General features: G+C 70.1%; 14 protein-coding genes. 2 read left to right on the plus strand and 12 right to left on the minus strand.

Annotation, left to right across the window (positions count from 1 at the left end; genetic code table 11):
• From M0G41_RS13600 to M0G41_RS13620, 5 genes are all read right to left on the minus strand, one after another.
• Complete coding sequence (locus tag M0G41_RS13600; protein ID WP_248210297.1) at positions 1 to 669, minus strand: SDR family oxidoreductase; 669 nt, start codon at positions 667 to 669, stop codon at positions 1 to 3.
• A gap of 73 nt (positions 670 to 742) precedes the next feature.
• Positions 743 to 1,861, minus strand: a complete 1,119-nt coding sequence (locus M0G41_RS13605) for a putative porin (RefSeq protein ID WP_248210299.1) — start codon at positions 1,859 to 1,861, stop codon at positions 743 to 745.
• A 16-nt stretch (positions 1,862 to 1,877) separates the two neighbouring features.
• The gene (locus M0G41_RS13610; protein WP_248210301.1) at positions 1,878 to 4,526 is read right to left on the minus strand and encodes a protein kinase domain-containing protein; all 2,649 of its coding nucleotides are present in this window, start codon (positions 4,524 to 4,526) and stop codon (positions 1,878 to 1,880) included.
• A gap of 55 nt (positions 4,527 to 4,581) precedes the next feature.
• The gene (locus tag M0G41_RS13615) at positions 4,582 to 5,262 is read right to left on the minus strand and encodes a cupredoxin domain-containing protein (protein WP_248210304.1); all 681 of its coding nucleotides are present in this window, start codon (positions 5,260 to 5,262) and stop codon (positions 4,582 to 4,584) included.
• Between the two features lie 2 nt (positions 5,263 to 5,264).
• On the minus strand, positions 5,265 to 5,798 hold the full coding sequence (locus M0G41_RS13620) for a response regulator (RefSeq protein WP_248210306.1): 534 nt from the start codon (positions 5,796 to 5,798) through the stop codon (positions 5,265 to 5,267).
• 188 nt (positions 5,799 to 5,986) lie between these two features.
• Between M0G41_RS13620 and M0G41_RS13625 the strand changes: the two genes are divergently transcribed.
• Together M0G41_RS13625 and M0G41_RS13630 are read left to right on the plus strand one after the other, a co-directional pair.
• Positions 5,987 to 7,828: a DEAD/DEAH box helicase gene (locus tag M0G41_RS13625; RefSeq protein WP_248210308.1), complete on the plus strand. Its 1,842-nt coding sequence runs from the start codon at positions 5,987 to 5,989 to the stop codon at positions 7,826 to 7,828.
• 89 nt (positions 7,829 to 7,917) lie between these two features.
• Positions 7,918 to 9,357: a right-handed parallel beta-helix repeat-containing protein gene (locus M0G41_RS13630; protein WP_248210311.1), complete on the plus strand. Its 1,440-nt coding sequence runs from the start codon at positions 7,918 to 7,920 to the stop codon at positions 9,355 to 9,357.
• 427 nt (positions 9,358 to 9,784) lie between these two features.
• Here M0G41_RS13630 and M0G41_RS13635 read toward each other — a convergent pair whose 3' ends face one another.
• The 7 genes from M0G41_RS13635 to M0G41_RS13665 form a co-directional block, all read right to left on the minus strand.
• Complete coding sequence (locus M0G41_RS13635) at positions 9,785 to 10,303, minus strand: 3-hydroxyanthranilate 3,4-dioxygenase (protein WP_248210312.1); 519 nt, start codon at positions 10,301 to 10,303, stop codon at positions 9,785 to 9,787.
• 112 nt (positions 10,304 to 10,415) lie between these two features.
• Positions 10,416 to 10,844 (minus strand): RidA family protein, encoded by a 429-nt coding sequence (locus M0G41_RS13640; RefSeq protein ID WP_248210315.1) that lies wholly within the window; start codon positions 10,842 to 10,844, stop codon positions 10,416 to 10,418.
• Entirely contained in the window at positions 10,841 to 11,503 is a 663-nt protein-coding gene (gene can / locus M0G41_RS13645) for a carbonate dehydratase (RefSeq protein WP_248210316.1), read from the minus strand. The genes M0G41_RS13640 and can overlap by 4 nt, the downstream gene beginning before the upstream one ends.
• Positions 11,500 to 12,939: an aldehyde dehydrogenase gene (locus M0G41_RS13650; RefSeq protein ID WP_248210317.1), complete on the minus strand. Its 1,440-nt coding sequence runs from the start codon at positions 12,937 to 12,939 to the stop codon at positions 11,500 to 11,502. The genes can and M0G41_RS13650 overlap by 4 nt, the downstream gene beginning before the upstream one ends.
• Positions 12,940 to 12,950: 11 nt before the next feature.
• Complete coding sequence (locus M0G41_RS13655; RefSeq protein ID WP_248210318.1) at positions 12,951 to 13,736, minus strand: SDR family oxidoreductase; 786 nt, start codon at positions 13,734 to 13,736, stop codon at positions 12,951 to 12,953.
• Positions 13,737 to 13,773: 37 nt separating this feature from the next.
• Positions 13,774 to 14,403 carry an FMN-binding negative transcriptional regulator gene (locus tag M0G41_RS13660; protein ID WP_248210319.1) on the minus strand — a complete coding sequence of 210 codons (630 nt, stop codon included), beginning with the start codon at positions 14,401 to 14,403 and terminating at the stop codon, positions 13,774 to 13,776.
• Positions 14,403 to 15,641 (minus strand): cation:proton antiporter, encoded by a 1,239-nt coding sequence (locus tag M0G41_RS13665; protein WP_248210320.1) that lies wholly within the window; start codon positions 15,639 to 15,641, stop codon positions 14,403 to 14,405. Before M0G41_RS13665 ends, M0G41_RS13660 begins: the two co-directional genes overlap by 1 nt.
• Between the last annotated feature and the right edge of the window lie 7 nt (positions 15,642 to 15,648).

The raw sequence follows: 15,648 nt of genomic DNA on the forward strand, positions 1-15,648 counted from the left end.
TTACCAGGGCAGCTCCTCACCCTTGGCATGCCAGAAGCGCCCGCTGCGCGAGGCATCCAGCTCGTCAAGGCGCTGGGCCAGCGACTCGGCCGACTCGGATGCTTCCACATCGCCGCGGCCGCCGGTCATTTCGGTGCGGACGAAGCCCGGGTGCAGCAGGGCGACATGAATGTCTCGCGGGGCGAGGTCGATGGCCAGGCTGCGGCCAGCGGCGTTCAGCGCGGCCTTGGACATGCGGTAGCCGTACTGGCCGCCCGATCCGTTGTCGGCGATCGAGCCCATGCGGCTGGTGATCAGACCGACCCGCGCGCCCTTGGCCAGCTTCGGCAGCAAGGTCACCACGGCCTGCAGCGGCGCCAGCGCATTGCCGGCGAGCTGCTCGGAGACGCCGCCAAAGCCCTCATCCGCCAGCGACTCAAGGCGGTCGCCGCGCAGGATGCCGGCGCACACAACCAGTCGGTCCACCGGCCGGTCCAGCGTGTCGCGCAGGCGGATCAGGTCGTCGGTGTGGCGCAGGTCGATGCCTTCGATGACGGTGGCGCCGGTGGCGTCAAGCGCCTTGCTCGTCTGGCGGCAGGTGGCGGTCACGCTGTGCCCGCGATCGAGGTGCCGGCGGACCAGCTCAAGGCCGATGCCGCGATTGCTGCCGAGGATCAGGGTGTGGGACATGGCGCCTCCCGTGGCGTGTGGGACAGCCCGCGATCATCGCCGATCGTGGGTGAACATCGCCATGACCCCGGGTCTACCAGCGCGCGCGCAGGTCGAGCAGATAGCGGTCGATGCGCTCGTCGCGGCCATCGGCGCGCTCGAAGAAGCCGGACAGCTGCAGGCTCCAGGTTTCGTCGATGCCGTAGGCAATCCAGGGCATCACCCCGCGCGCCGCGCTATGGAACCACCAGTCATCCTCGTTGAAGGCCGCCGGCACGGCGTCGCGGCCGATGCGCTGGAAGGCGCTGGCGATCTCCCACTGGCCGGGGATCAGGGCGCTGCCGTAGACGATCGAGAAGCGCGCGCCGCGGCCGTCCCGATCGGCGCCGAGGTTGTCGACCAGGTCAAGACGCAGTTCCAGCGGCCGCTCGCCAAACATCCGGCGCACGGCGCCCTGCAGGTTGATCAGTTCGAAATCGCTGGCCAGGCGCCCGTCGACCACGCGGTTGCTGCGCATCAGGCCGCTGCGACGGGTCGACTCAAGCCGGTCGTAGTGCCAGTAGCCGGCGTGCAGCTCGCCTGAGAACACGCCGCCTTCGTTGAGGAACCAGGAGAACTGCGCGGCGGCGAGTCGCGAGTCGTCCTCGCCCAGATGGTCAGGGGCGAAGTAGCCGGCCTGGGCGACGAAGCGGTGGAAGTCGCCGATCGGGCGTTCGTGCTGCAGGCTGGCGCCAATCGGGCGCAGGTCGCGATCCCAGGTCAGCGGGGTGAAGGCCAGGGGCAGGACACTCTTGCCCAGCTGCCACTGCAGCGTATCGCCGCGCCAGCCGACGGCGAACTCGTCGATGCCCACGCCGTCGGACTTCTCGTTGTCGAGGTTGCGCAGGTTGTCGGCGTTGTCATCGCTGCCGAGTCCGAACTTGGCTACCGCGCGCAGCGTCCACGTCCCATCGTCGCGGACGAGGCCGGCGCGCAGTCGCGAGCGCAGGCGTTCGATGTCCTCACGGTTGCTGAAACCGTGGGTGGATTCCGCGCGCAGGGCGAGATCGCCGGTGGCCCGCCAGGCGCTCCGGACCGGCTGGTCCTCGAACTCGGCCGACTGCAGCAAGGGGTCGATCTCCTGTGCGCCAGCGGCCGCGGTCACGAGCGCCAGCAGAAGCCCGCACAGCGAGCGGCTGGGGAGTCGGGCGGGACGGGGGCTCGGGCGCGGCATCGGCTTTCCTCGCGGCTCAGGCACGCAGCGCGGAAAGCGCGCGCCCCAGCTCGGTGGCGGACTGGTAGCGGTCCTCGCGGCGGCGCTGCAGGCAGCGCAGGATGATCGCGTCGAGGGCCTCGGGCAGGTCCGGCTTCAGCTCGCGCGGCGAGGGCGTCTCGCCCTGCATCTGCGCCATGTAGATTTCCACCGTGGTGCTGCCGGGGAAGGGCAGGCGGCCGCAGAACATTTCGCAGAGCAGCACGCCGCTGGCGAAAATGTCGGCGCGGTGGTCGACGTCCTCGCCGGCCAGCTGCTCGGGCGCCGAATAGGCTGGGGTGCCGACGTACATCCCGGGCTCGGTCTGTCCAGGCGCGATGCGGCGGATCGGGCGGGCGATGCCGAAGTCCATCAGCTTGGCGTTGCCGCTGGCCTCGAGGATCAGGTTTTCCGGCTTGATGTCGCGGTGCAGGACGCCGACGTCGTGGGCGGCCTCAAGGCCCGCGCAGAGCTGGCGGGCGATGCGCAGCGCGGCGGTATAAGGCACCGAGCCGCTCTGCTGCAGCAGGTAGCGCAGGGTCATGCCGCGTACGTATTCCATGCTGATGAAAGGCATGCCTTCGATCTCACCGAAGTCGAAGGTGCGCAGCACGTTTGGATGGGTGATCCGGCGGGCCAGCTTGATCTCGCTCTTCAGGCGCTCGAGCTGGTCGCGGTCGCGCAGGGCGTCGGGCTTGAGCATCTTCAGCGCGACAACGTCGTCAAGCTCCAGGTCGCGGGCCTTGTAGACCACGCCCATGCCGCCGCTGCCGAGCACGGAGAGCACCCGGAAGCGTCCGCTCAGCCGCTGCCCGGGCACGAGGGCCTGGGCGTCGCCCCCGCGCGCGGCCGGTCGCTCAACGGTGGCCGCGCTGGCCGTCGCCCGGGGCGCGCGCGGCTGGGGCGGGCTGGCCGGCAGGCCGGACAGGGCAGAGCGGGCCACGGCATAGTAGGGTTTGCCGCTGAGTGCGCCCTTCACCACCTTGCGTTCCACTTCGGGAAGCTCGCTGCGGAGTCGTTCGCCGAGGGGGCGGGAGAGCAGCAACCAGCCTGCGCCGCTTTCGGCCAGCAGCCGCTCGACGCCGTGCAGGGCCGCGCCCCAGGCGATATCCGGCCGGCCGGCCGCGCCGACCTCGACCAGCAGCTCGCCCTCGCCGATCGCGGCGCGCAGGCCCGGGTGGTCTGCCAGCGCACCGCGCAGCACGTGCAAGGCGGAGACCAGGGCCTGATCGCCTTCGAAAACCAGCAGGGCGTCGGTGCCGAAGGCGGCCGGCAGCTGCCCGCCATGGTCCTCGGCAAGGCCTGCCAGCGCGTCGAGCAACTCGCGCACCGCGCCCTGTCGCGCCGCGCGCTCGCCTTCGGTGGGCAGGGCAGAGCGCAGGTCGACCAGCAGCAACAGGCCGCCCAGCCAGCGTGAGGCAGGCAGGTCTCCGGCCGCGCCCGCGGTTTCCGGTTCGTCTCCCGGTTCGGGGAGCAGCCGTGAGAGGTGGGTGACGTAGGACTCGATGTCGCGCTCTCCGCGAAGATCCGAGAGCAGGCTGTCGAAGGCGCGCGAGAGTTCGGCCAGTTCATCGCGACCTTCCAGATGGAAGCGCGTCTGGTAGTTGCCGGACACCGCGTCCTTGGCCGCGCGAGCCATGTCGCGCAGCGGGCGCAGGGTGGTCCGGGCGAGCAGCAGGCTCAGCGGCAGGGCGACGAGCAGGGCGGCGAGGCCCGCGACAGCCACCGTATTGAGGATCGCGCGGTAGCCTGCTTCGGCGCGATCGAGCGAGGTCAGCTGCAGGGCCGAGCCGACTTCGGCGCCGCCTTCCAGCGACAGCGGCCGCAGGCGCGCCACCCAGCGCGAGCCGGCCAGCTGCAGTTCGCTGCGCTCGAGCGCGCCGGTTCGGCGGACCGCCTCGCCGAGCTCCGACCCTTCGCGGCGAAGCGCCGCATCGAGGTCGGCCAGCTCGTTGGCCGCGAGCGAGGAGGCACCGATCACGATGCCATCGTCGCGCGGCAGCAGGAAGGCGATGTCGGCATCGCTGATTGCCCGGATGCGTTCGGCCATGGCCAGGTCGATGGCCCGGGCGACGATCAGGAAACCGACCAGGTCGCCGCCCTGGTCCAGCGGCCAGACCGCCGCCTGGTAGAGCGCGCTGCCCATCCGCCAGTAGCCGCTGATCGGCGTGATCGGCTCCACCGCTGAGGCGATGAAGGGATCAGCCGCCAGAGACTCCTCGATCGGCTCGGGCTGGTCGCTGCGGGCAAGCACCTGGCCGAGGGGGTCCAGCACCATGCCGAGGTCGAAGCCGAAGGCCTCCTGGCGCTCGACCAGCAGGTCGTAGATCGAGGCGGTTTCGGCAAGGCCCGCCGGGGCGGCGCCGGGCACGCCGCCCTGCGACTCGCTGATGTAGTTGACGAAGGGCGCGTCGGCGGCGATCAGCTGAACCTTGAGTTCCACCTCGGCGAGGCGCTGGCTGGCAAACTCCTGCTGAACCGTGGCGCTGGACTCCAGCGCATGACGCACCGCCCGTTCGGCCACCGCCGCGCCCTGGCGGAAGCTGACCCAGACCGCGGCACCAATGGCCAGCAACAGCAGGCCGGCCACCAGCAGGAACATGCGCGTGGCGAGCGGCAGGCGGCGGGTGGAGGCGGGATCGCTCAACGGTCCTGGGTGGTCAATGGAAGCCTGCGGTTGGGGCGGCCGGCGCGCAGCGCGATCAGTAGCGGTTGACGCCGCGGCCGTAGGGTTTTCCGAACTTGTTCATGTGTGGCGGCACCTTGCGTCGGGTCAGTGACAGCTGGACCTCGACCTCGGTCGGGGCCCCGCCGATCTCCACTCGCTTCTGCCAGATGCTGGCGCGGTCGTGGAACACCACCAGCGTGCCGGGGCCCTCGGGCAGGGAGTCGAGACGGAAGCGGCCCTCGGCATCGGGGCGGGTGAACCAGGGCACATCGAGCACCAGGATGTGCGCCGACATCGCGTGGTGAACGTTGCAGTAGACCTTGACCAGCCCCGGCGTGTCGAAGCGGTGCCGGCTGCCTTCACCGGCGCCGTAGACCCCGGTATCGAACTGGTTGCCGGCGGAGCTGGAGAAGGCGTTGTGCAGGATCGGATCCTGGTTGGGGAAGGCCACCTCGGTGCCCGGGGTGATCGCCATTACTCTTGGCAGGAACTGCTTGCGGCGGGTGCTCATGCTCTGCGGCGGCATCGGCGCCGGAGGCTCGAATGCGGCGTCGGGGCGGAAGTAGACCACCGCATCGGCGGCCTCACTGGCGCGCAGGGCCTGTCCGCTGCTGTCGAGCCGGACCTGGCCGGAGAGCGACGCCGCTGCGACGGGCAGCGGCAGCGCCGCCAGCACGGCAAGGACCAGTCCGGACAGCCGGCGCACGGATCCCACGCTCAGTTGCCCTCGCTGTTGTCGACCACGCTCGGTCCCGGATCGCCGTCGTCCAGCGCGGTAGGCAGGCGCGACGCATCGAGCAGGCGCTCGAGATGGGAGAACAGTTCCGCGCGGGGGAAGGGCTTCTTCAGGAAGCTGTCGGCGCCGATCCGCTGGGCGTAGAACTGCTCGGTGGCCTGCATGTTGCCGCTCATCATGATCACCGGAATGTCGCGGGTCTCGGGGTCGCGCTTGAGCGCGCGCAGGGCGGCGAATCCGTTCATGCCGGGCAGGACGATATCCAGGAACACGACGTCGGGACGTTCACTGCGGGCCAGCTGGATGCCGGATTCGGCGTCCTGTGCGGTGCTCGTGAGATAGCCGTTCTGCCTCAGCATCTTGCCGAGGACCGCCAGTACGGTGTTGGAGTCGTCGATGATCAGGGCTCGGGTGCCATCCGGCGGCGGGCTGCGCGGTCGGCGGCGACGTTCCACGAAACTCTCGGTTCCACCGAAGAGGCGTCTGAACAGGCCGGGTTTTGCGGTGCTGGACATGGCGCTTCCCCCTCTGACCGCGCCAGTGTGGCGCGAGATGCAGGGCTTGGCAAAGGTGGCCGGCGTCACGCGGTCCGGGCGGTCGAGGTCCGCCCGCCGTGGCCCGCGCGGCCCCCGCGTCAAGACAGCGGATGCCAGCGCCCCCGCCGACCTCTAGACTGTGGGCCTTCCTTTCAAGGCCGCAAGCGATGACTTCCCACGAATCTTCCGACGGCGTGCCGGCGTTCTCCGAGCTGGGCCTGACCCCGCAACTGGTCACTGCGCTGGCCGCGGTGGGCTATGAAACGCCCTCGCCGATCCAGGCCGCCACCATCCCGCCGCTGCTCGAGGGGCGCGACGTGCTCGGCCAAGCGCAGACCGGCACCGGCAAGACCGCAGCCTTCGCCCTGCCGGTGCTCAGCCGTCTCGACCCCGGCGCCCGACTGCCGCAGTGCCTGGTGCTGGCGCCGACCCGCGAGCTGGCCATCCAGGTGGCCGAGGCCTTCCAGCGCTACGCCACCGGCATGGACGGCTTCCATGTCCTGCCGATCTACGGCGGGCAGAGCTACGGGCCGCAGCTGGGCGCGCTGCGCCGCGGTGTGCAGGTGGTGGTCGGCACGCCCGGTCGGGTGATCGACCACCTCGAGCGCGGCTCGCTGGACCTGTCCGCCCTGCGCACCCTGGTCCTCGACGAGGCCGACGAGATGCTGCGCATGGGCTTCATCGACGACGTCGAGGCAGTGCTGAAGAAGCTGCCCGAGTCGCGCCAGGTGGCGCTGTTCTCGGCGACCATGCCGCCGCCGATCCGGCGCATCGCGCAGACCTACCTGCGCGACCCGGTCGAGATCAGCATCAAGGCCAAGACCACCACGGCGGCGAACATCCGCCAGCGCTACTGGTGGGTCAGCGGACTGCACAAGCTTGATGCGCTGACCCGCATCCTCGAGGCCGAGCCGTTCGAGGCGATGATCATCTTCGCCCGCACCAAACAGGCCACCGAGGAGCTGGCCGAGAAGCTCGCCGCGCGCGGCTTCTCCGCGGCGGCCATCAATGGCGACATCGCGCAGCCGCAGCGTGAGCGCACCATCCAGCGGCTGAAGGAGGGCCAGCTGGACATCCTGGTCGCCACCGACGTCGCCGCCCGCGGTCTCGACGTCGAGCGGATCAGCCACGTGCTGAACTACGACATTCCCTACGACACCGAGAGCTACGTCCACCGCATCGGCCGCACCGGCCGCGCCGGACGCAGCGGCGAGGCGATCCTGTTCGTCACCCCGCGCGAGAAGGGCATGCTCCGCGCCATCGAGCGCGCCACCCGGCAGCCGATCGCCGAGATGGTCCTGCCCAGCGTCGAGGCGGTGAACGACCAGCGCGTGGCCAAGTTCCTCAGTCGCATCACCGACACCCTGGAGCGTGGAGGGCTGGAGCTCTACCGTTCCCTGGTGGAGCGCTACGAGACCGAGCACAACGTCCCGGCCGTCGAGGTGGCCGCGGCGCTGGCCCGGCTGCTGCAGGGCGACAGCCCGCTGCTGCTGGAGCCGCCGGCCCGGCGCGAGCGCGAGGCCGGCCCGCCGCGTGCGGAGCGTCCCGACCGCCCGGAGCGCGGCCGCGAAGAGCGGTCGCCTGGCTCGCCGAAGCTGATCCGCGAACGCCACCACTTCGACGACGCCGACGGCATGCCGCATCGGCCGCAGCGCGCGCCCGAGGCCGGCATGCGCAGCTATCGGGTCGAGGTGGGCCACCGCCACGGGGTGAAACCGGGCAATCTGGTCGGCGCCATCGCCAACGAGGCCGGCATCGAGAGCCGCTACATCGGGCGGATCGACATCCGCGAGGGATTCAGCCTCGTCGATCTGCCGGATCAGGTGCCCGACGACCTGATCGAACACCTCAAGTCGGTCTGGGTGGCCGGGCAGCGCCTGAAGATCCGCCCCGCGGGAGAGAACGAGCAGGAGCCCGAAGGCCTAGGGCCGCGTGGCGGAGCACGGCGCCCGGGGCGGCCGCCCGGCAAGCCTGGCGGCTTCAAGCGCAAGCCGCCGCCGCGGCGTTGACCGCCCGCGCGGCCGCTGGCGCCGACCGGCGGCGCCCGGCCGCAGGCCAGGCCGGTGCACACTGGTCGCGGCCCAAGCCAAGGCACGCCATGCGCGCGATCATCCTGCTGCTCTGGGCGCTGGCTTTTCCGGCTCTGGCGCAGACGACCCTGCACGTCGCCACCGACGGCCTAGACGCCGAAGGCCGGGGCAGCCAGGCCCAGCCCTTCGCCACGATCACCTTCGCCCTCGACCGGGCCGCCTCGGGTGACCTGATCCTGGTGGCGCCTGGCCGCTACGACGGCCGCATCCGCATCCGCGGTCGCTTCGATCCGGCGGTCACCATCCGCTCGTCCGAGCCCTACCGTGCCCAGCTCCGCCACACCGCCACCGTGCTGACCGTGTTCAGCGATACCGTCGGCGTCGAAGGCATCCGCATCGAGGGCTTCGACATCGCCCATGCCGGCCCGGGAGCCGGCGGGCTGGTGGTCCAGCTGCAGGCGATCGGCGGACAGCCGACCCGCAATATCACGCTGGCCGACAACGTCATCCACGACAGCTTCAACAACGACCTGCTGAAGATCAACAACGGCGCGGAGCAGGTCCGCGTGCTCGGCAACCTGTTCTACAACCAGCAGGGCAGCGACGAGCACATCGACATCAACAGCGTCACCGACGTGCTGGTCGAGGGCAACGTGTTCTTCAACGACTTCGCCGCCTCCGGCCGGGTCAATGGCAACGACACCTCGAGCTTCGTCGTGGTGAAGGACTCCAACGGAAGCAGCGACGGCGTGACCGGCGCCTCCAACGTGCGCATCCGGCGCAATCTGTTCTTCAACTGGCAAGGCAACACCGGGACCAACTTCGTCCTCTGCGGCGAGGACGGCACGGCCAGCTTCGAGGCCTTCGACCTCGTGGTCGAGAACAACCTGATGCTCGGCAACAGCGCTGCCACCATGCGTTCGGCCTTCGGCGTCAAGGGCTGTCGCGACGTGGTGTTCCGGGCCAACACCATCGCCGGCAACCTGCCGGCACTGGAATACGCCTTCCGCTTCAACCGCGAGGGCGCCAATCCGGTGATGCAGAACCTGCTTCTGTACAACAACATCTGGTCCGACCCGACCGGAACCATGGGCAAGTTCTCGACCACCCCTCCGGCGGATACCGCAAGCTTCATCTTCCGGCGCAATCTGGTGTTCAACGGCGGCTCGACCCTGCCCAGCAGCGGTGCCGAGCTGATCAACCCCGAAGATGATCCGGAGCCGGTGCGCGGCGACCCGGGCCTGCCCGGCCAGACCGGTCTGGTGACCCCGGTATGGCAGCCGGGCAGCGGGCGCTTCGCCGGCGGCCAGGCGCGTATTGCCGATGTATTCCGTGATCTGGCCGAGCGCTACGGCCGTCCGCAGCCGACCGGCGCCGGCATCGGCCAGGCGCTGGCAGCGCAGATGCCCCCCGACGACCTGCTCGGGGACCCGCGCCCGGCCAGCCCCAGCCTCGGCGCGCTCGAGCCGCTCGACGCCAACCGGATCTTCCGCGACGGATTCGAATAGTGGCTCGCCGCTCAAGCGGATGCTCAGTCAGGGCGCGAAGAAGGCATTCTTAGGGTGCGGCTGACCGCACCGGGCGTAGCGTCCGAACGCCCTTACCAGTGCGCCCAAGGCGCACCCTATGGGGCTTCGCTGACGCCCAACGAAGCCCGACTGTGGGAGCGCCCTTGGGCGCGACCGCGGAGATCCGCTCCGACCTCGGTTTGTGGTGAATCCGATGGGGCGCGGTCGCGCCCAAGGGCACTCCCACAATTTGACTGCGGCAAGGTCTACCTTTCGGCGCAAACCGGACCCGGAAATCCCGTTGCACGTAGGAGCCAGCTTGCTGGCGATCGTCGCGACCGGGGCGCCTATCGCCAGCAAGCTGGCTCCTTGTACATTAGGGTTCTGCGGAAGGTCTGCCTCGCACCCAAAGCTCGGCTTCGTCCCGTCAACCCCGCCCTGGCGGCGGGGCCTGGACGGTGCCGCAGGCCCTGCAGGTCCGCGCCTCGATCGAGGCGTAGTAGCGCTGGAAGACCGGCGGGAAGTCCTTCTCGATGTCGGTCAGCGGGAAGTACTCCTCGTACAGCTTGGTGTTGCAGCGCTCGCAGAACCACATCAGACCGTCCTGCTCGTGGGGCAGGCGGCGGCGCTCGATGACCAGGCCGATGGAGTCAGCCATGCGCTGCGGCGAATGCGGCACGCGGGGCGGCAGGTAGAACAGCTGGCCGGCGCGGATCGGGATGTCGCGTGCGGTGCCGTCCTCCTGCACGCGCAGGACCATCTCGCCCTCGAGCTGGTAGAAGAACTCGGGGCCTTCGTCGTAGTGGTAGTCGCTGCGCGAGTTGGGCCCGCCGACGATCATCACGATGAAGTCGCCGTCGACGATGCATTTGTTTCCCACCGGCGGCTTGAGCAGGTGGCGGTGCTCGTCGATCCAGGCCTGGAGGTTGATAGGGGGGCTGAGCATGGTCGGACTCCTTGGCGACCGCTGTGCTCCGGATCGCCGGCAAGCTGGCTCTTACAGTCAGGTCGCTCGTGTAGGAGCCAGCTTGCTGGCGATCAGGGCGTCGACGGCCCGATTATCCCTCGCTCACCCGGGCCAGGCACTTCAGCTCGATGGCGATTGGCGTCGGCAGGCGCTCGATGCCCAGCGTGGTGCGGCAGGGGGCGTTGGCCGGGTCCGGAAAGTATTCCGCCCAGACGGCATTGTAGGCGTCGAAGTCGTGGGCCATGTCGGTGAGGTAGACGGTGACGTCAACGAGGTCGGCGAGGCCCGCGCCGCTGGCCTCCAGCACGGCACGCACATTGGCGATCACCGCATGGGTCTGCAGGGCGATGTCGTGGCGCACGAGCCGACCTTCGGCGTCGTGTTGGTTGCCCGGGATGCTGTTGTCGGCCGGGTTGCGTGGGCCGATTCCGGAGAGGAACAGCAGCTCGCCGACCCGGCGCGCGTGTGGGTAGCTGCCCACCGGGCGCGGCGCGGCCTGTGCGGAGATCCCGTCGCTCATGGCGCGGTCTTGCCCGCGCGGACGCTGGAGACGGCTTCGGCATACGCCTTGTCGACCGCCTCCGGCGCATTGACGCCGAAGCCGAGCTCGCGGATGCGCCCGTCGAGCAGTCCATAGATCCAGCCGTGCACCGTGATCGACTGGCCTCGCGCCCAGGCATCCTGGATCACGGTGGTCTGGCAGACGTTGACCACCTGCTCGATGACGTTGAGCTCGCAGAGCTTGGCGTGGCGCAGCGACTCGAGCTCGCAGGCGCCGAGGATCTCCTGGTGCTGGTGGGCGACGTCGCCGACGTGCCGCAGCCAGTTGTCGGCCAGCCCGACGCGCGTGCCGGCCAAGGCCGCGTGCACGCCTCCGCAACCGTAGTGGCCACAGACGATGACGTGCTTGACCTTGAGGATGTCGACGGCGAACTGCATGACCGACAGGCAGTTGAGGTCGCCATGGGAGACCACATTGGCGATGTTGCGATGGACGAACACCTCGCCCGGCGCCAGGTCGCAGACCTGATTGGCGGGCACCCGGGAGTCGGAGCATCCGATCCAGAGGAAGCGGGGCGCTTGCTGGGCGGAGAGTCGCTTGAAGAACTGCGGGTCCTCGGCAAGCATCCGCGCGGACCATTCCTTGTTCTTCTTGAGGACGTTCTGCGGAGGGCTCATAGGGTCAGGCACACGTTCCTGGGTTCGGTGAAGAAGCGTAGCGATTCGACGCCGCCCTCGCGACCGATTCCGGAGTCGCCCATGCCGCCGAAGGGTGTGCGCAGGTCACGGGCCATCCAGCCGTTGACCCAGACGATGCCGGCGCGCAGCCGGGCCGCCATGTCGTGGGCGGTGCCAAGGTCCCGGGTGAAGACGCTGGCCGAGAGCCCGTAGGCGGTGCCGTTGGCAAGTCGCAGCGCGTCCTCGGCGTCCTCGAACGGCTGCAGCACGATCACCGGGCCGAAAATCTCCTGCTGGTGCAGCGGACTGTCTTCGGGCAGCGCCTCGATCAGGGTCGGGGCCTGGAACCAGCCGTTGCGGCAGCGGCCCTCGGGGCGCACCGCCTGGCCGCCACAGAGGATCCGCGCGCCGGCCTGCCGTGCGCTGTCCAGCGCGGCCTGCACCTTGTCGAACTGGGCCCGGGAGGCCAGCGGCCCCATCCTCGTTGCAGGCTGCTGCGGGTCGCCGACCGTCCAGTTCCGGGCCTCTTCGACCAGGGCCTCGCGCAGGCCCTCGTAGGCCGAGCGCTGGACCAGCAGGCGCGAGCCACACAGGCAGATCTGTCCGCTGTTCTGCCAGCCGGCGCGCAGCAGGGTCGCGGCCAGCCCCTCCGGCCTTGCATCGGCAAAGACGATGCAGGCGTTCTTGCCGCCCAGTTCCAGCGAGGCCTTCTTCAGCTGTTCGCCGCAGGTGCGGCCGATCTCTCGGCCAACCCGGGTGCTGCCGGTGAAGCTCACCGCGCGCACGCCGGGATGGGCGACCAGTGCGCGTCCGGCCTCGTCGCCCTGTCCGTGGACGAGGTTGAGCACCCCAGGTGGAAGACCGGTCTCGCTGGCCAGCTCGACCAGCCGGGTAGCGCTCAGCGGCGTGATCTCGCTCGGCTTGGCGACCACGGCATTGCCACAGGCCAGGGCCGGCGCGATCTTCCAGCTGAACAGGTACAGCGGCAGGTTCCAGGGCGAAATGCAGGCCACCACGCCGAGCGGCTGTCGAAGCGTGTAGTTCAGGCCGACCTCGCCGTGGTGCGACTCCGAGGCCCACTGGGTGATGGCGGCGGCGAAGAAGCGCAGGTTGGCCAGCGCGCGGGGAAACTCGATGTCGCGGATCAGGGCGATCGGCTTGCCGGTGTCGAGTGCCTCAAGCGCGATGAAGGCCTCGGCCTCGGCGTCCATCGCGTCGGCAAGGCGGGTCAACCAGGCGGCGCGTGCGGAGTGCGGCAGCGCGGCCCAGGCCGGCTGGGCCGCCCGGGCTGCGGTCACCGCCTGCTCGACATCGTCGGCGCCGCTGCGCGCCACCCGGGCGATCGTTTCGCCGGTGGCCGGGTCGAACACATCCAGAAAGCGGCCGTCCCGCGCGGACTGGGCGACGCCGCCAATCTGGTTCAGGACTTCGCGCATGGCTGCCGCGCTCAGATCGACTGCATGCGCCCGCCGTCGACGGCGAGGCTGATGCCGTTGATGTAGGCGGCCGCCGGTGAGGCGAGGAAGGCGACCGCTGCGGCGACCTCGGCCGCTTCGGCCATGCGGCCGGCCGGGACGTGGGCCAGCATGTCGGCCTCGACCTGTCCGGCCTCGCGGCCTTCCTTCTCTGCCCGGGCGCCGATGATCTCGTCGATGCGCCGGGTGCGGGTGTACCCGGGCAGCACGTTGTTGACGGTGATGCCCTCCGCTGCCAGCTCCCGCGACAGGGTCTTGGCCCAGCCGGCCACCGCTGCGCGCAGGGTGTTGGACACGCCGAGCCCCGGAATCGGCTCATAGACCGAGGTCGAGACGATATTGACGATGCGACCGAAGCCGCGACGGCGCATACCCGGGACCAAGGCCTGGATCAGCCGGTGCGCGGCCATCAGGTGCGGGGCGAAGGCCTTCTCGAAAGCCTCCAGCGGCGCCTCAAGCAGCCGGCCGCCGGGCGGACCGCCGCTGTTGTTGACCAGGATGTCGACGTCGCCGGCGGACAGCGGCCCGGCGATCAGCGCGGCCAGGGCCGGGCCATCGCCAAGGTCCAGGGCGTGCGCGGCGTGGACCTGGCCGCGCGGCGCAGGCAGGGCGGCGAGCGCCTGCTCCAGGCCCTCGGTGTGCCGGGCCAGCAGGGTGACGCGGGCACCGAGCAGGGCGAGTTCGCGGGCGCTGGCACCGCCGATGCCGGCCGAGCCGCCGCAGACCAGGGCATGGCGTCCTGCAAGGTCAAGGTCCATGTGTTGTGCTCCCTTCGCCCGATCGAAGGGAACGCTATCACGCCCGGGCGGGTCGGCGGGCCAGCCGCTCGCGCATCAGCGCCGCGACCTCGGCCGACTCGCCGCCGAGGCGTTCCAGCGCCGCCGCCGCACCCACCACATTGGCCTCGGGGTGGTTCTGGTTGAGCTTGAACTTCAGCTGCAGGCGCTCGACTTCGAGTCGGAAGCCGATGATGCCGCGCAGGTCGGAGAGCGTGTCCGGCGCCGAACCTGGAAAGCGCCAGTCGCTGCCCACTGCCTCCTCGTACTTCGCCGACAGTTCCGCCACCAGGGTCTGAAGCGCTTCGGTCTCCTCGAACGGAGCGAGGGGGCCGGACAGGTGGGCCACGGCGTAGTTCCAGGTCGGCACCTGGGCGCGGGGGTCGGTGTACCAGGTTGGCGAGACATAGGCATGCGGGCCGTGGACGATGGCCAGCGCCGGGCCGCGGTGGCCGGCCTGCGGATTGGGCCGGGCCCAGTGACCCTCGAGCAGCAGGCGTTCGCCTTCCCAGCGGTGCAGCACCGGCAGGTGGCTGGCGAAGGGCAATCCCTCGGCATCCACGGTCACCAGGGTGACGAAGGCGTCGCGGGCGAGCAGGGCATCCAGCTCGGCGGGGTCGGTCTCGGCGAATCGGCGTGGCAGGTACATCAGCGCTCCATGGATCCGGGGCCGGCGACGGGCCGGGCCGGGTGTTCGGTTTCGCCGCGATGGGCCGCAAGGCGCGGCGCGACCATTGGAATGGTCAGCATGGTGCTGGCCACGGCCATCAGCAGCAGGGCGGTGAACAGGTCCGGGCTGATCACCTGTTTGTCCAGCAGTACGTTGGCGAAGATGATCATGATCAGTGCCTTGGTCTGCAGAAGCCAGCCAATCAGTGCGGCTTCGCCCCGCCGCCAGCCAAGCAGCCGTCCGGCGAGGTGCACGCCGGCGAGCTTGCCGCCCACCGAGGCGAGCAGCAGGAGGGCCGCGGCCATCAGTACCGCGGCGCCGCCCATGCTCCAGTGGGTGCGCAGCCCGGTGGACAGGAAGAACACCGGCATCAGCGCCAGCAGTACGTGGTGCCGAAACAGATCCATGCGCGCCTGGTCGAACCAGCGTGAGTCCATCACCGCACCGGCGAGGAAGGCGCCCACCATGAAGTGCAGGCCGCACCAGTCGGCCGCGAGCGAAACCGCCGCCAGCCAGATCATCGAGACGAACCAGCGGTCGCGCTCCTCGATCCGTCGCATCAGCGCGTGCAGCATCCAGGCCGCCAGCGAGAAGCCGACCAGGAACACCGCCTGGCGCCCGATCCTCTGCCAGTCGAGCAGGACCAGGGCGAGCACCGCCCAGACCGCGATGTCGTCGAGGCTGGCATAGCGCAGCACGCGCTGGCCCAGGGGCTGGCGCAGGAGCCCGAGCTTTTCCAGGAACAGGATCAGGATCGGCAGCGCGGTCACGGCGCAGGCCATGCCGACGCCGCTGACGAACTGCCACGGGCTGGCCGCGGGTCCGATCCAGCCGCCGCCCCAGGCCAGCAGCGCCAAGGCGGCGATGGCCCCGGCGAGCAGGGGCATGCCGAGCGCCAGGGAGGCGGTGACCGCGGTGTCGCGCCGCTGCGACCAGGCCTCGTGCAGGTCGAGCTCGATCCCGGCGACCCAGACGAACAGCATCACCGCCCACCAGGCAATGCCGTTGAGGGCGCTGATGACCGCGGGCGAGAAGACCGTGGCGTGCAGCTCCGGCAGGGCGGCACCGAGGATGCCCGGACCGAGCAGGATGCCGCAGACGATCTGGACCACGACCAGCGGGGCGTAGTAGTCGGTGCGGCCCAGCCGCCAGACCAGATAGGGCAGGCCGAAGACGGCCAGCATGGCTATCAGATACAGCTCGGTCGTGGTCAGCAAGGGGCGA

Source organism: Pseudomarimonas salicorniae (genome assembly GCF_023156535.1).
GTDB lineage: Bacteria > Pseudomonadota > Gammaproteobacteria > Xanthomonadales > Xanthomonadaceae > Pseudomarimonas > Pseudomarimonas salicorniae.

Excerpts from the sequence above, each read along its gene's own strand:
- M0G41_RS13600 (WP_248210297.1), bottom strand. The coding sequence starts at position 669 with ATGTCCCACACCCTGATCCTCGGCAGCAATCGCGGCATCGGCCTTGAG.
- M0G41_RS13605 (WP_248210299.1), bottom strand. The coding sequence starts at position 1,861 with ATGCCGCGCCCGAGCCCCCGTCCCGCCCGACTCCCCAGCCGCTCGCTG.
- M0G41_RS13620 (WP_248210306.1), bottom strand. The coding sequence starts at position 5,798 with ATGTCCAGCACCGCAAAACCCGGCCTGTTCAGACGCCTCTTCGGTGGA.
- M0G41_RS13625 (WP_248210308.1), top strand. The coding sequence starts at position 5,987 with ATGACTTCCCACGAATCTTCCGACGGCGTGCCGGCGTTCTCCGAGCTG.
- M0G41_RS13630 (WP_248210311.1), top strand. The coding sequence starts at position 7,918 with ATGCGCGCGATCATCCTGCTGCTCTGGGCGCTGGCTTTTCCGGCTCTG.
- M0G41_RS13635 (WP_248210312.1), bottom strand. The coding sequence starts at position 10,303 with ATGCTCAGCCCCCCTATCAACCTCCAGGCCTGGATCGACGAGCACCGC.
- M0G41_RS13640 (WP_248210315.1), bottom strand. The coding sequence starts at position 10,844 with ATGAGCGACGGGATCTCCGCACAGGCCGCGCCGCGCCCGGTGGGCAGC.
- can (WP_248210316.1), bottom strand. The coding sequence starts at position 11,503 with ATGAGCCCTCCGCAGAACGTCCTCAAGAAGAACAAGGAATGGTCCGCG.
- M0G41_RS13650 (WP_248210317.1), bottom strand. The coding sequence starts at position 12,939 with ATGCGCGAAGTCCTGAACCAGATTGGCGGCGTCGCCCAGTCCGCGCGG.
- M0G41_RS13655 (WP_248210318.1), bottom strand. The coding sequence starts at position 13,736 with ATGGACCTTGACCTTGCAGGACGCCATGCCCTGGTCTGCGGCGGCTCG.
- M0G41_RS13660 (WP_248210319.1), bottom strand. The coding sequence starts at position 14,403 with ATGTACCTGCCACGCCGATTCGCCGAGACCGACCCCGCCGAGCTGGAT.